The sequence below is a fragment of the Helicobacter heilmannii genome (assembly GCF_001283065.1).
GTDB classification, from domain to species: Bacteria; Campylobacterota; Campylobacteria; order Campylobacterales; family Helicobacteraceae; genus Helicobacter; species Helicobacter heilmannii.
This window is the reverse complement of sequence record NZ_CDMK01000001.1, coordinates 218,023-231,946: the sequence shown is the minus strand read 5'-3', so window position 1 is coordinate 231,946 and position 13,924 is coordinate 218,023. Positions and strand designations below refer to the sequence as shown.

13 protein-coding genes are annotated in these 13,924 nt (G+C 46.4%); 4 read left to right on the top strand and 9 right to left on the bottom strand.

The window, feature by feature from the left end:
- Window positions 1–30 precede the first annotated feature (30 nt).
- Genes AOG36_RS01205 through AOG36_RS01195 form a run of 3 tightly spaced genes read left to right on the top strand, consistent with a single transcriptional unit; the run spans window position 31 to window position 3,280 of the window.
- Complete coding sequence (locus AOG36_RS01205; RefSeq protein WP_015105922.1) at window positions 31–1,254, top strand: CCA tRNA nucleotidyltransferase; 1,224 nt, start codon at window positions 31–33, stop codon at window positions 1,252–1,254.
- Between the two features lie 5 nt (window positions 1,255–1,259).
- On the top strand, window positions 1,260–2,249 hold the full coding sequence (locus AOG36_RS01200; RefSeq protein ID WP_015105921.1) for a tRNA dihydrouridine synthase: 990 nt from the start codon (window positions 1,260–1,262) through the stop codon (window positions 2,247–2,249).
- Complete coding sequence (locus tag AOG36_RS01195; RefSeq protein WP_015105920.1) at window positions 2,249–3,280, top strand: outer membrane beta-barrel protein; 1,032 nt, start codon at window positions 2,249–2,251, stop codon at window positions 3,278–3,280. The genes AOG36_RS01200 and AOG36_RS01195 overlap by 1 nt, the downstream gene beginning before the upstream one ends.
- Window positions 3,281–4,028: 748 nt before the next feature.
- Here the strand turns inward: AOG36_RS01195 and AOG36_RS08460 are convergent.
- The 7 genes from AOG36_RS08460 to AOG36_RS01160 form a co-directional block, all read right to left on the bottom strand.
- On the bottom strand, window positions 4,029–4,169 hold the full coding sequence (locus AOG36_RS08460; RefSeq protein ID WP_015105918.1) for a hypothetical protein: 141 nt from the start codon (window positions 4,167–4,169) through the stop codon (window positions 4,029–4,031).
- A 116-nt stretch (window positions 4,170–4,285) separates the two neighbouring features.
- Entirely contained in the window at window positions 4,286–5,242 is a 957-nt protein-coding gene (locus AOG36_RS01190) for a metallophosphoesterase (RefSeq protein ID WP_238374870.1), read from the bottom strand.
- 218 nt (window positions 5,243–5,460) lie between these two features.
- The gene (locus AOG36_RS01185; RefSeq protein WP_015105915.1) at window positions 5,461–6,153 is read right to left on the bottom strand and encodes an outer membrane protein; all 693 of its coding nucleotides are present in this window, start codon (window positions 6,151–6,153) and stop codon (window positions 5,461–5,463) included.
- A gap of 289 nt (window positions 6,154–6,442) precedes the next feature.
- Window positions 6,443–8,047, bottom strand: coding sequence for an ABC-F family ATP-binding cassette domain-containing protein (locus AOG36_RS01180; RefSeq protein WP_015105914.1), 1,605 nt, complete (start codon window positions 8,045–8,047; stop codon window positions 6,443–6,445).
- Between the two features lie 144 nt (window positions 8,048–8,191).
- The gene (locus AOG36_RS01175; RefSeq protein ID WP_015105913.1) at window positions 8,192–8,596 is read right to left on the bottom strand and encodes a glycosyltransferase; all 405 of its coding nucleotides are present in this window, start codon (window positions 8,594–8,596) and stop codon (window positions 8,192–8,194) included.
- A 4-nt stretch (window positions 8,597–8,600) separates the two neighbouring features.
- Window positions 8,601–8,900, bottom strand: coding sequence for a hypothetical protein (locus AOG36_RS08895; RefSeq protein ID WP_015105912.1), 300 nt, complete (start codon window positions 8,898–8,900; stop codon window positions 8,601–8,603).
- A 339-nt stretch (window positions 8,901–9,239) separates the two neighbouring features.
- Entirely contained in the window at window positions 9,240–10,406 is a 1,167-nt protein-coding gene (locus AOG36_RS01160; protein WP_053825372.1) for an MFS transporter, read from the bottom strand.
- 159 nt (window positions 10,407–10,565) lie between these two features.
- Between AOG36_RS01160 and ccoG the strand changes: the two genes are divergently transcribed.
- Entirely contained in the window at window positions 10,566–11,990 is a 1,425-nt protein-coding gene (gene ccoG / locus AOG36_RS01155) for a cytochrome c oxidase accessory protein CcoG (protein ID WP_015105910.1), read from the top strand.
- 527 nt (window positions 11,991–12,517) lie between these two features.
- On the opposite strand, the gene AOG36_RS01150 is transcribed toward ccoG, so the two are convergent.
- The gene (locus AOG36_RS01150) at window positions 12,518–13,111 is read right to left on the bottom strand and encodes a hypothetical protein (protein ID WP_015105909.1); all 594 of its coding nucleotides are present in this window, start codon (window positions 13,109–13,111) and stop codon (window positions 12,518–12,520) included.
- A 32-nt stretch (window positions 13,112–13,143) separates the two neighbouring features.
- The gene (locus AOG36_RS01145; RefSeq protein ID WP_015105908.1) at window positions 13,144–13,854 is read right to left on the bottom strand and encodes an outer membrane protein; all 711 of its coding nucleotides are present in this window, start codon (window positions 13,852–13,854) and stop codon (window positions 13,144–13,146) included.
- Window positions 13,855–13,924: the final 70 nt, after the last annotated feature.

Sequence of the window (13,924 nt, the reverse complement as noted above, 5' to 3'; positions counted from 1 at the left end):
AATAATGCCCATTATAGCAAAAGGCTTGGCGTGCTTTGGGATCGCAACTATCATTTTGACCTGCCCCGCCCGATTTTGCGCCTTTTAGACATCCTAGAGGCGGGGGGGTTTGAGGCGGTGGTGGTGGGGGGCTGTGTGCGCGATTTTCTCTTAGGGCGCATCCCCAAAGATTGCGATTTAGCCACCAGTGCCACCACACAAGAGCTTGCTCCTTTGCTTAAGGCGCATAAAATCCCCACCATTCCCCTAGGGCTTGCCTTTGGCACGCTAGGCGCGCTTTTTGGTAAAAAAGTCTTTGAAATCACCACTTATCGCAAAGAGAGCGGCTACACCGACCACCGCCACCCGCAAGTGTGCTTTAACGCCACTTTAGAAACCGATTTAAAAAGGCGGGATTTTACAATCAACGCCCTAGCTTGCCACCCTAAAAAGGGGCTTTTAGACTTGCACGGGGGAGTGAAAGACTTGCGCTTAAAACGCCTGCGCTTTGTGGGTGTGGCAAGCGCGCGGGTGAGCGAGGACGCTTTGCGGATTTTACGGGCTTTGCGTTTTGCGAGCGTTTTAGGTTTTAAGCTAGAGCCCGTCAGCGCACAGGCCGTGCTAGAACACGCCCCCCTACTCAAACACATCAGCAAAGAGCGCATTTTTGCCGAGCTGTGTAAAATTTTAATGGGAGCAAATGCGGGGACGGTGTGTGCCACCTATACAAAAGTGCTTGAGTGCGCCCTAAATGCCCCTTTAAAGCCGCACATTTTAAAGAGGCTTAGCCAAATGCCTTTAAATTTAACCACCCGTTTTTTAGCCCTGCTTACCGCTTGCAGCACCCCCCTAGAGACCCTAGCACAGCTAAAGCCCCCAAAAAAGCTTTTTAAAAATATAGAAAAACTGCTCCCCTACACCCGCCAAAGCCCCCCCACCTCTAAAATATGGCTCAAAACCCAAATGCAAAGCTTAAGCCTCTCTCAAGTTAGGGCGTGGCTAGGCTGGCTTAAAGCCTATGAGCCCTCTAAGTGGGCGATTTTAAGGGCGCATTTTAAAGAGATTGGGGCGCAAAGGGAGGTTTATAGCTTGGGCTTTTTAGCCATTGATGGGCGCAGTTTAAGGGGCGTGGGCTTGAAAAAGGCAGAGATTGGGGCGGGTTTGCTGGCGTGCTTAAATGAAGTGGTGCAAGAGAGGCTAGAAAATCGACCACGGGTTTTGCTAGATTTTGCCAAGGGGTGGGCGAAAAACTTAAGAGAACATGCGTTAAAATAAGATTTATGGTGAAATTAAATTTTGAGAATTTATTGTTTTTAGCCCCTCTAGCCGGCTATACGGATTTACCCTTTAGAAGCGTGGTGAAACGCTTTGGCGTGGATGTAACAGTGAGCGAAATGATCAGCAGCCACGCCCTAGTGCATGCCTTCTCTAAGACCGCCAAAATGCTCGAAAGGTCGCCCGAGGAAAAGCCCTTTAGCGTGCAAATCGCCGGCTCTAAAGAGCAAATCGTGGCTGAGGCGGTGGAGAAAATCAACGCCCTTGAGGGCATTGACATTATAGACTTTAATTGCGGTTGCCCCGCCCCAAAGGTGGCAAACCATGGCAATGGCAGCGGGCTTTTAAAGGATTTAAACCATTTAGTCAAACTCTTGCGCCTCATTAAAGACAAGAGCAACAAGCCCTATAGCAGTGTGAAGGTGAGGCTGGGCTTTGAGAGCAAAATCCCCTTAGAAATCGCGCATGCCCTAAACGATGCGCCCGTGGATTTTGTGGTGGTGCATGCGCGCACAAGAGCCGATCGCTATAAAAAAGAACGCATAGACTATGAGAGTGTCCGTTTAATGCGCCAAGTGTTGAATAAACCCCTCATCGCCAATGGCGAGATCGACAGCCCCAAAAAGGCTAAAGAGGTGCTCGCTTACACGGGGGCAAATGGGGTGATGATTGGGCGCTCCAGCCTCACACAGCCGTGGATTTTTTGGCAGATTAAAAACAACACCGAGGACCTGCCCGCCGTGCTGAAAAAAGATTTAGTCTTGGAGCATTTTGATAAAATGGTGTCTTTTTATGGAGAGCGGGGGGTGGTGATGTTTCGCAAGAACTTACACGCTTATGCTAAGGGGCATGCCAACGCCAGTGTGTTTAAAACGGCGGTCAATAATATGAAAGAATCTACAGAGGCGCGGGCGCAAATTGAAGAGTTTTTCAGCACGCCCACACCCCTAAGCCCCCTGCCCCAACTTGTAACCCTAAACAACAAGAGCATTTAATGTTAAAGAAATTCCTTTTAGTGGGGCTTGCTATGCACCCCTTGTGTGCGGTGAAAAACCATATTTTCACAGGTGCGCGCTTTGGCATGGCACAAAACTTTAAGAGCACCTTTGCCAACCAGCTGAGCATGAGTAACCCCAGCACTTTGCCGGACAATAATAGCGTCTATGCCTGTCCGGACAATCTGTGTAAAAACAACGAAATTGTGGGCTTTTATAAGCCTAGTAGCAATAAAAGCGCGAATTTTGCCTTCACCTACACGCTAGGCGATGAGCTATTTTTTGACAAGTTTGGGATCAGCGGGATCCGTTTTTATGGGGACATTGAATACGCCAACGCGAATCTAGGCAGGCGTTACAAGGTGCAAAATAAAGGCGGGCTAAACTACAACCCGCAAAACATTAAAGCGATCGACTCTGCCACGGGGCAGGTGATCCCCACGACCACCACCGACCCCACCACGGGGCAAGTAACTTATAGCACCCCACAAGGCTACAGCTCGCCATGTGCTGCCCTTACAAGTGCAAACCCCCTAGGGCTATGCCCCACCCCCACCCCCCAAGAGGTGTTGCTCTCCCGCCCCGCGCACATGGTAACTTTAGGGCTTAATGTGGATGTGTTCTTAAACCTGCCCATTGACATTTGGCTAAGAAAGCGCCACCCGAAAATGATGTTCTTTAAAATGGGGATTTTTGTGGGCGGGGGTGTGGAGTATGCGATGCTTTGGAGCGACAATTTCAACAACCAAGCCCTAAGTGCGCTTGGGGGCAACTCTTTAGGCAAGGGGCACATTGACAAGACCCGCTTTTTTGCCGCGGGCAATGGTTTTTATGTAAATGTGGGCTACCAACTTTATCTAGGGCAACACAACCGTTTTAACTTGGGCTGGAAATTGCCCTACTACTCTATCACCGCCCACAACTGGTACAACTACGGTAACACCAACCCAGGCACCCAACAAACCATTAAACAGACTCTTAGCATCACCCGCCAAAGCCAATTTTATGTGAGCTATGCGTATTTATTTTAACTCCCCTTAACTCCCCAAATATAAACCCATCAACAGATATACACACAACTTACTCCATTCCTTCTTTAGAATCTAACCACGCTAGAGATATGATAAAATCCCACCCACCTTTCCACTTTTTGCACTCTATGGATTCTAAACCATACCAAAGGCGTAACTCCTGTATCCCTAGCCTTCCAATAAACACCCCTCCTTAAGGTTGCAACACCCGCGCACAATACCCATGGCTAAGGTGTTACCGTGGGTGATAAAGGTGTTTAACAGAGATGTAGGGGGTGTAGCCAAAATTTTTCCATGCCTTAATGATAATACAAAAAATGCACTCTTTTTTTGGATTTGTAGGTTTTTGAAGTTTCTAAGAACAGGACTTAGAGGCGGTGCTTTCTAGCGATGTTGGCCATCTCAACCAAGCAAGTCCTCCTTGTATCGACAAGCCAATTTGGTGTCTCTACTAAATTCTAACATCCTCTTACTATCTATCATCAATGAGATGTCAGTAAATCCTGCATAGGTATTGAAAAATTGTATGCACTCCTGAAGTAGTTGGCTTGCGCATTACCCATTAGAGAGACTGCCACCTACCTCACCGCAACAAACCGCACATATTTTCCATAGGCATGAGAGCGTATCTAGCCGTACACCACAAATGTGATCCAGTCTTTAGTAGAACATACGCTAAGTGGCTTGTTGCTTTGTGGTCAAAGGATTAGGGTTTTATGTTTAAGGGTGTAAGAGAGGGTCTTGAAGTTTATTGTTTGTCTTGTGGATTGCCTTTTTTAGCATAGCAAAACCTCTTAGTAAAGAATGGCTTGAGAATGCCGGCAAACAACAAGGGCTTTAACCCACTACTTGCCAAATACTCTCCATAACTGCCTTTAAAATCGATCACTTTTACGCCATTGTTGGGGTCGGAACAAGCTCAATGATGTGATGAGCATGTGTCCCGATGAGTTTGTGCCCGTGATTGAAATAAAATAAAGCCAAAAGACACCTTGCATCTGAACACTAGACTTGATTTGCAGGCTCTAGATGGATGGACACGATTTCGCTCTTGGTTAGTATCCTCACAGGCGGACCCCAAAAGCCACAACCACTACTCACAATCATTTGGCAATCTTTGAAATGATAATGCCCATAGATGTATTTTTGATCCAGCCACACCAAGAGGCTAAAGGGGAATATCTGCCCGGCATGGGTATGCCCGCACAAGAGCAAATCGGGTTTTTGTTCCAAATACCTTAAGGATTTAGGTTGGTGAGAGAGTAAAATACTGGGCAGATTAGGGTTGGCCCTAGCAAAGATAGCCTTAAAATCAGGTTCAAAGCGTTTGAAGCGATACCCTATCAGGTCATTCACCCCCATTAGATTAAACCCCGCTACTTGAACACTCTCATTTTGCAGTACGCGTAAATGATTCTTTTTAAACACTTTAATAAGCGCATCCACCCCGTGGTAATATTCATGGTTACCCAGCACACAATACACGCCGTATTGAGATTGGATACTTTTAAGCGGGGTTAAATCCTTTTGTACCAACTGAGCCTTTAAATCCGCCAAATCCCCCACAATCACGACGATATCTGGCTGAAGCGCGTTGATACGATCTACAATCTCTTGCAAGTAATCCTTTTTAAGATACGCGCCTATGTGTGCATCGCTGATCATCACAAGGTGGCACGCTTCTTTTAAATTCTTGAGCTTGACGCTGCGCCTTGTGATCACAAGATTGGTGGCATTGTAAAAGCCTTTTGCCATAGAGGGAAAGAAAACCCCTAATAGACCTATATCTAAGAGTTTTTTAAGGCTTTGACGTCTGTGTGTGTCTATGCTTTGAGGAAGTGTTTTAAGCGCGATGAGGTGCAACAATAACAGGCAGAACAGAATAAAACTTGCGGCCATACTCAGCCCGCCTAGGGCATACAAGAAAGTCTGTAATGTCTCCAAATGGGCAAAAGTTTTCATTTGCACGACCCGATAGAGAATGTTTAAACCATACAGAAAAATAGGCAGAAAGCGCAAAAAGGGATAGGCAAACTTCCTTAGCCTCATATAGCTAAAGAGATTCATGCAAAAGAAGACAAGAAGAAAAACTAGGGTAAAAGTTCTTACGCCCATTAGAAATTTTACCATGTTTATCTTAAAAGTGGCGGGCTGTGCGCACCAGCCCACCTTAATTTTTCTTAGAAATTGATCACATAGTTAGCATAAATGGCGATATTGCGCCTAAATCTCATGTTGATAGAATCGCCCTTTTTAACCCCATACTCTTCATAGTCTTGTGTGCGCGTGAGGGTTAGGTAAGGGTCATTGATTGTGGGGATACGCACGCCTAACTCAAAGCCCTGATGTTTGCTCAAATTTGCTCGTATGCCCAGATTGACAAGAACTTGTACATGGGTGGGTGAAAGGCTACCCTTAAAACCATCGCCACTAAAATTTTTTACCCTATCTTTAAAATAACTCTCCATACCCACGCATTGCCCATCATCATTGCTATAGGCACATTGCCCATTGTTAATGTAGCCCCTGCCCATTAACCACGAGCTTCCGCCCACCATTACGCCCGCAAACACTCCAAAGCTGTGTTGCTTTTTCTCATAGAAATTAAAGAGCGCATCGAGCCCCACACCATAGAATAAATTTGCGGCTTGTTGGGTGATAGTTGCCCAATAGGTAGTGCCAGCATCGTTAGATTGTTGTATTTTATACGAACCTCTCCCGCCCTGTCCGCTAAAAAAGCCATAGTAGCGCAAACCAAAGCGCTTTTTAGCCCCAAAGAATTGCTTATAGCCAATCTGAATATCCGCCCCAAAGAGATTGCCATTCATAGGTTTTTCTTTGCCTAGCACCTGTTCTAAAGCGGGGTTGCTCACCGTCAGTGTCCCGCCAAAGTTAGAATACGAAAAATCCCCCTCTATAAACGCGCCATTTTTTTCGGCACTTAAAGGGACTAAAGAGAAAAGGCTAAGAGCACCGGCTAAAAAGGTCTTAAGAGAATTTTGAAGGCTTGCAGAAGCAAACGCTACGCGTTTGCTGTTTGCTGTTTGCTGTTTGCTGTTTGCTGTTTGCTGTTTGCTGTTTGCTGTTTGCTAACTACCATACCAAAACTCCTTAAATACAAAAATAAAAATGTTGCTATTGTAGTGCTACTTGACTGATTTGTCAAGGGTTTTTAGACTCTAAATACTCCTCATAACTGCCTTTAAAATCGATCACTTTTGCGCCCTTATTGGTGGGGACAAGCTCAATGATACGGTTGGCATAAGCGCCAATGAGCTCGCGATCGTGGCTCACACAGATGAGCGCCCCCTCAAATTTATACAGCGCTTCGCCTAAGGCGATGATGGCTTCTAAATCTAAATGGTTGGTGGGCTCATCGAGTACTAAAAAATTGCCCCGCTCTAGCATCAGCTTAGATAAAACCATGCGGTGTTTTTCCCCCCCACTTAAGGCACTCACACTCTTTTCTTGCTCGGCCCCGCTAAAGAGCATGCGCCCTAAAGCATTGCGCACCTCGCTGCTTTCAATCTTTTTGTTGAAATTAAAGAGCCACTGATACAAACTCTCCTGTCCCTCTATGCTCTCGCTCACATCTTGGGGGAAGTAACCTCTCTGCACGGTCGCGCCCCATTTGACAGCGCCGCTATCTGGGGTGAGTTCCTCTACCAAGATTTTACACAGCGTGCTCTTGCCCACCCCATTAGGTCCAATAAGCGCGATCTTATCTTTGGGCGCAATTTTAAGGCTCACCTTGTTGAGCACCACTAAATCTCCATAAGATTTAGAAATGTGGTGGCACTCTAGGGCTTCATTGCCAATCGGGCGGTTTGGCTTAAAGACAATACTTGGATCGCGCCGGCTTGAGATTTCAATGCTCTGGATGTCTAGCTTTTCTAATTGCTTTTGGCGGCTAGTAGCTTGGCGCGCCTTGCTAGCATTGGCCGAAAAGCGCGCGATGAAGCGCTCTAGCTCCTCTTTTTCCTTGAGCTTTTTATTGCGCTCGGCTTCCTTTTGTTTGGCGATCAAAGTGGAAGCGATATACCAATCATCGTAGTTTCCGCTAAACTCTCTTAAGCTGTTAAAGTCTAAATCTAAAATATGGGTACAGATCGCATTGAGAAAGTGGCGATCGTGGCTGATGATCACCATCGTACCCTCATGGCGTTTTAAATTCTCCTCTAGCCACGCGATGGCGTTTAAATCTAGGTTGTTGGTGGGCTCGTCTAGGAGCAAAATATCGGGCTTGGGGAAGAGCACTTGGGCTAAGAGGATTTTAAATTTATCGCTGCTAGGCAAACTTTTCATCAAATCGTTATGCCGGTGTGCTGGGATACCCAAATCCTCCAAAATCTTTTCAACCACCACTTCGCACTCATACAAGGGATCTTCTTGCACACAGATCATTTCTAGCTCGGCTAGGCGGGCGTTGGTTTTATCATCGCTCAAATCCGCTTTTGCGTAGAGATTTTCTTTTTCTTTGAGCGCATCATAGAGAATTTTATTTCCCATTAAAACGGCATCTTTGAGACTGAACTCTTCAAAGGCGTATTGATCTTGGCCCAAAACCCCTAATTTGAGCCCCGAGCCTATACTAATTTCTCCACTACTTGGCTCGAGCGCACCGGCTAAAATTCTTAAAAAGGTGCTTTTGCCCGCGCCATTAGCTCCAATGAGTCCATAGCGTTTGTGGGCATCTAACTTGAGATTCACATTTTCAAAGAGTTTTTTGGTCGCATAACGCATGCTTAAGTTGGTGATTTGTAACATCGTGATCCTGTGTTTTTGGGCTGAGTATAGCTATTTTTGGTGAAAATAGGCTTTTTTAAGCCCTAATAGACTAATTTAACATCCTCTCCACGACCTTTATCTGTTTTCGCATGCTCTCTTTAAAGTCAAAGAGTTTAGAACGCTTTAAGCCTTTGGCGATACACTCTTGGCGTAAAGCTTCATCGGTGTGAGGGCAATTTCTAATCGCTTGGCGATGTCTATGGGGTTGTAGGGGTCGCAATAAATCCCCGCATCACCTAAAATCTCGGGCATACAAAAGACATTGCTGGCCAAGACCACACAAGAGGCGCGCATGGCTTCTACCATGGGCAAGCCAAACCCCTCTGCTAAACTCCCCACCACAGCAAGCTGGCATGGGAACACAGTGCCTGTAACAAACCATCGCTTACATAGCCTAAATTGATGATGAATGGTTGGTTGAGCTTGGCTTCTAGGACTCAAATCAAAATCTGCCCCCGTGAGCACAATTTTAAAGCGTTCTTGCAAGGGCTCATCTAAGAGTTTAAAGGCTTCGATCAAGCCCGCCACATTTTTACGCTTTGTCTTGGCCCCGACAACCAAAATAAACTCTCCCAAGTTGGGTGGTAGGGGAGCCCGCTTTCACCCATTCAGCGAAACAAATCAGCTCGTCGTATTCTAGCAGGCGTTGTGCCGTGTAGTGAGCAAAGAGCACTTGGTGCTCGCCCTTGGTGCAGCAACTCTGCTCATCGCATAGGGGCACATCGTGTACACAGTCTAAAACCTTGCGGGCTTTTAAAGGAGGCCCCATGAAAAATAGGTCCACATAAAGATCAAAGAGAGGCAATTTTAGGCACTCTAGGTGGCGGCGCATCAAAAAAGGCTAGACAAGGCGGTATTTGAGCCACAGATACCCTTTTTTGGGTGCACAACTGCTTGAATAAACTTAAAACCCCCCTTAAGCCGACCAACTAAAGCCGACCAACTAAAACATGAAAAAAGAGAAGGTCTAGAGGAGGGAGGGGCTTTTATGTGCAAGTCTTGCAAGCTGCAGAGCTTGCCATTGGCGTATAGTTTGATTTCGATGTCTTTTCTATCTTTGAAGTGCTCTTCGAGGGCTTGGAGCACGGCTAGGGTGTAAACCCCAACCCCGGTTTTTAGTGAGGATAGAAGCGTTTGCGATGATTCTTTTCAAATCGACTCCCTGACACTTTTAGTGCCTTTGCAAATAGGCTTGTTTGAGCCCAAAACTCAAAAAGCTAAAGGCACTCAAAGCAAAGAGAGAAGCGCAAATACCATTCACATCAACACTAATGTAGTGCGCCACGAGCCCGCCGGTTAAAGACGCAAAAGTGATCCCTAGATTGAATGAACTTTCATTGAGTGCGATGGTACTGTTGGTTGTGTCTGGTGTGAAGGCACGGGCTAAGTAACTGCTCAGCATTTTCAATGGGGCGATGCACGCAAAGCCAAAGAAGCCAAAAGCCATGGTGTTGATCACCACAAAGGGCTTGGGCAAGTGATGACTAAAGCTCATGGCAAACAAGGCGAGCACTTGCATGCTAAGCAGAAGGCGCAGTGCCCAAAATGAGCCCCTTAAGTCTGTGAGCTTACCCCCAAAGAGGTTGCCAAGCATCGCCGCCAAGCCATAGTAAAGGTAAATGTTGGTGATGCTTTCAGCACTAAAGTCATGTTTTTCAAGCAAAACCCGCAGATAGATATAGACCACAAACATCGATCCACACGAAAAGGCAGTTACCAAAAAGCCCTGCCACACAGGTCTGAAGTGAAACGCCACACCCAAATTTTTAAAGCTGGCTTGTTTGCTGGTGAATTTGGGCAAGATGAACAACGCCAAGAAAGTCGCCAAACACGCCATGCACGCCACCAAGAGAAAAGGGGCTAAAAGCCCGAAATGTTTTGCCACCAAAATCCCCAAGGGCACACCTGTGACCAGTGCCACGGTGAGACCACTTGCCATGAGGCTAAGTGCCATACTGGTTTTGGACTTGGGGGCGACCTTAATGCTCACAATGGTGGCGATTACAAAGAATAAACCGTGCATGAGCCCCCCGATGAAGCGGGCGATGAGCGCACTTAAAAGGCTGTGGCTCAAGAACATCAAGGCATTGGAGAGAGCAAACAGACCCAAAGTGAACATGAACTGGTTGCGGTAATTAAGACGGGAGATGGGTACACTAATTAGGGGTGCACACACCACGCCTAAAGCATACATTGTGGCCAAATTACCCGCCTCGCCCACCGACACCCCATAAAACTCCCCAAGTCTAGGCAAAATTCCAGAGACCAAGAACTCGGCCACGCCCAAACAAAAGCTCGAAAAAGCCAAAAGGACAATGATGCGCATGTAATGCCGCATGGCGTACCTCCCAAAAAAATCAGTGGATAAGTATTAAGAATGGATGGAATACATTCTAACACAATCTAGCTAATCTTAAGAAATCCCTCAAAATATTTAACCATCCTTAAACAATCTTCGCTACCATGCACCCATCACTCCGACAAGGATTTTCATACAATGGTTTTACAAAACCCAATAAAAGGGGCGGATAAAGACCATTATTTCCGCCAGTCTTTTCGTTTAAAACGCTACATAGCAGCGGTTGCGATCACGATTTTTGCGATCAGTGTGCCCTTCATCCACATGGGCGAAGGGCAGGTGTTCTTGCTCTCCTTTGAGCATAGACAAATCCACCTCTTTGGCAAAATCTACAGTGCCCAAGAAATGTACCTTCTACCCTTCTTGGTGATCTTCCTCTTCATTTTTATCTTCTTTATCACCTCCATGCTCGGGCGGGTGTGGTGCGGATGGGGCTGCCCGCAAACAATTTTTAGAGCAATCCACAGAGATTTGATCGAAACCAAGCTTTTAGGCTTGCATGCTAAGATCAGTAATAAACAACGCCCCACGCCCAAAACCCCCAGCAACCAGCTTAAAAAGATCATTGGACTCATCCTTTTTGCCCCCGTGCCCGTTGTGTCGATGGCGGTGTTGCTGTTCTACTTTGTCCCCCCCCATGAGTTCTTTAACCACCTAGCCCACCCAGCAGACAATATCTTGCTCATTGGTATTTGGGCGGTTTTAAGCGCGGTGGTGTTCTTTGACATCGTGGTGGCAAAAGAGCATTTTTGTATCTACCTATGTCCCTATGCACGGGTGCAAAGCGTGCTTTTTGATGACAATACACTAAATCCCATTTATGATAACGCAAGGGGAGGGGTGATCTATGATGAGAACAATGTCAAAATCCCCAGCCTGCCCCAAAAGCGTAACAAGGCCAATGAATGCGTGAGTTGCAACCATTGCGTGCTGGTCTGCCCCACTCACATCGACATCAGAAAGGGCATGCAATTAGAGTGCATCAACTGCCTAGAGTGTGTGGACGCTTGCACGGTGACGATGGGCAAATTAAACAAGCCAAGTTTGATCCAATGGTCTTCGACCAACGCCACGAACACACACAGCAAGGTGAAGTTATGGCGCTCAAAGACGATCGCCTATGTGGGGGTGCTCTTGGTGGTCATGGGAGCACTCATTATCGGCTCACTTAAAAAGGCTTCCATGCTCTTGGACATCACGCATGGGGGGCAACTCTATGCCATCCATAACGATTTTGTAGACAACAGCTATGTCTTTTTGTTCCAAAACACAAGCAACAGTCCACACGCCTACACCTTTAATGTGGACGAGCCGCACATCAGCATTGTACGCCCTAAAAACACGCTCAGCATCGACCCACAAGGCAAGCTTAAGGTTGTAGTGATCTTGCGCATGCCTTTAAAGATCGCCAAAGAAGCCTATGAGAAACACGATGTAACCCATGCCAAAAAAGAAATTCTGCCAATTGTGGTAAAGGCTTACAGCGTGGATAACCCCAAAATCTCTGTACAACAAGAAACGATTTTTATCGTACCTAGCCAAGATAGCAAAAAGGCGCACTAGGTACAAGTTTGGGGGCTAGAAACAGTAAGATGGAACCTATAAGAATCAATAAAACTATACAAGTTTTTAATAGATTTATTTTTGTCTCACAAACTCCAATTTTTGCTAGAACAGGCATTGCCTTTAGTAGGCAGAGTTCCAGTCGAATTAACGCTTGCTACCCCCAATGGGGACTCCATGCGAAAAGCTGTAAGCTTTGCTTGCCTCCCGAAAATCAAAGGACAAAAGCGGAGCTTTTTGATAAGAGCGGGCATGGATGAAACAAGAACACAGTAGAAATTCTGGTTTTGTAGGATTTTGCAAAGTTTTATAGAATTTTGTAGGTCTGTGAGAAGGGCAGAGTATAAACCTCAAAAGCAGTTGATGAAAACCCCCTAGGTACCCCCTTAAAAGAGCTCTTTCAAGTTGGCTAACCTTGAAACTTCCCATGCCCTCCAACCCTATTGAAGGGGTTGGCTAAACAAAATCTTGTACCCCTAAATTCCGTAAGTGAGCAATGCACCTAGGGTTAGCACTAATTCACCAAGCTAGGACTTGTCCTCTTTCTCACCCTCTAGGCTGTTTTTTAAAGATTCTTTGGTGTCCCAAGGTAGGCCTGTGTTTTCAAATTGTTCTTGATAGCCCAAGATCAAATTGCGTTGGCTTTGGATGTGGTAGTTCTGTGCCTTGATGGTCTGCTCCAAGTGGGCGATGCGCTCCTGCAGTTCTAGAAGATTGGGGGCACTGCCCTCCTCAGCCTCCACACCCTCGTCCTCTAGCCCCGCTTGTTTTAAACGGGCCTTGAGTTTATCGATGCATCTTTGTTGGTTCTCGATGGCAACTCTTAAGCCCGCCATTTTGGGGCTCTCATTTCTTTGTTTCTCGTTGTTTTGCTGTTGTTTGAGCTGCCCTAGCTCGGTTTTCACCGCCTTTAATTTGGTCGTGGTGTCGAAGAGGGCTTTCTGCTGGTTGGCGATCTTTTTATCTTTCTCTTGCAACCTTGTGGCAAATTGTTTTTCAATCTGGAGTTTTTCTTTTTCGAGCAGAGTGTTGAAGTGGGCTTCAAAGCTGGAGGCTAAAACCCCTTTGATGTCGGTCAAAGCCTTTTCCAAGATCGCTTGTAGTTGCTGTGTCTCTGGCATTTTACCCCTTCTGTTCTAGGGGTATCCTCGCATTAAAAGTTGTAGCGGTAGCCCACATACAAGCTGTACTGACGGCGGTAAGTGAACGCCAAAGCCTTTTTATTGAAGTAGTAGTCGTTGATGGTGGGGATTTTGATCCCGAAGTCAAACTCTTGGTGTTTGCCGATGGTGGTGCGCATCCCTAAATTAAAGAGAAACTGGAACATGGCGGGGTCTAGGACCTGCTCGGATTTAGCGGGGTAGGTAATGCCCAAGAGCGTGCCACCTGTGGTGTTACCCCAAGAGTTACCCGCAATCGCTGCGCCCAAAAAGAAGCCGAAAGTAACATCTTTTTTATTGATGACATCATAAAGCGTGTCGATGCCCCCGCCGTAGGTGAACATGTCGGTCAAGTTGGCAAAAGGGCGCGTTCCGGGGACGAGCTCATTTGCCCCAAAGACCGCGTGTCCGTAGTCCATGAAGCCATAGTAACGCAATCCAAACCACTTCTTCTTGCCAAAAAATTGTTTGTACCCCACGCTGATGCCCAAACCTTGCATCACGGCCAAGTTGCTGTAATGCCCTGTAGGCAACAATGGGAAGTTGTAGGTGTCTGGATCATCGGGTTTGGGGTTGTTTACAGTTTGCCCCACTTGCCCGACTTCGTAACTTGCACCTACATACCAGGCGTTCCTCTCAGCCTGCAAACCTGTCGCACCAAAAACCATGGCACTCGATAAAAAGGCGTAAAGTCTTCTATTCATTGTAATCCTCTTCTTTAAGTTAAATGATTCTTGCTATTCTAGCATAATTTTTTTAACATGTGTTGTTATA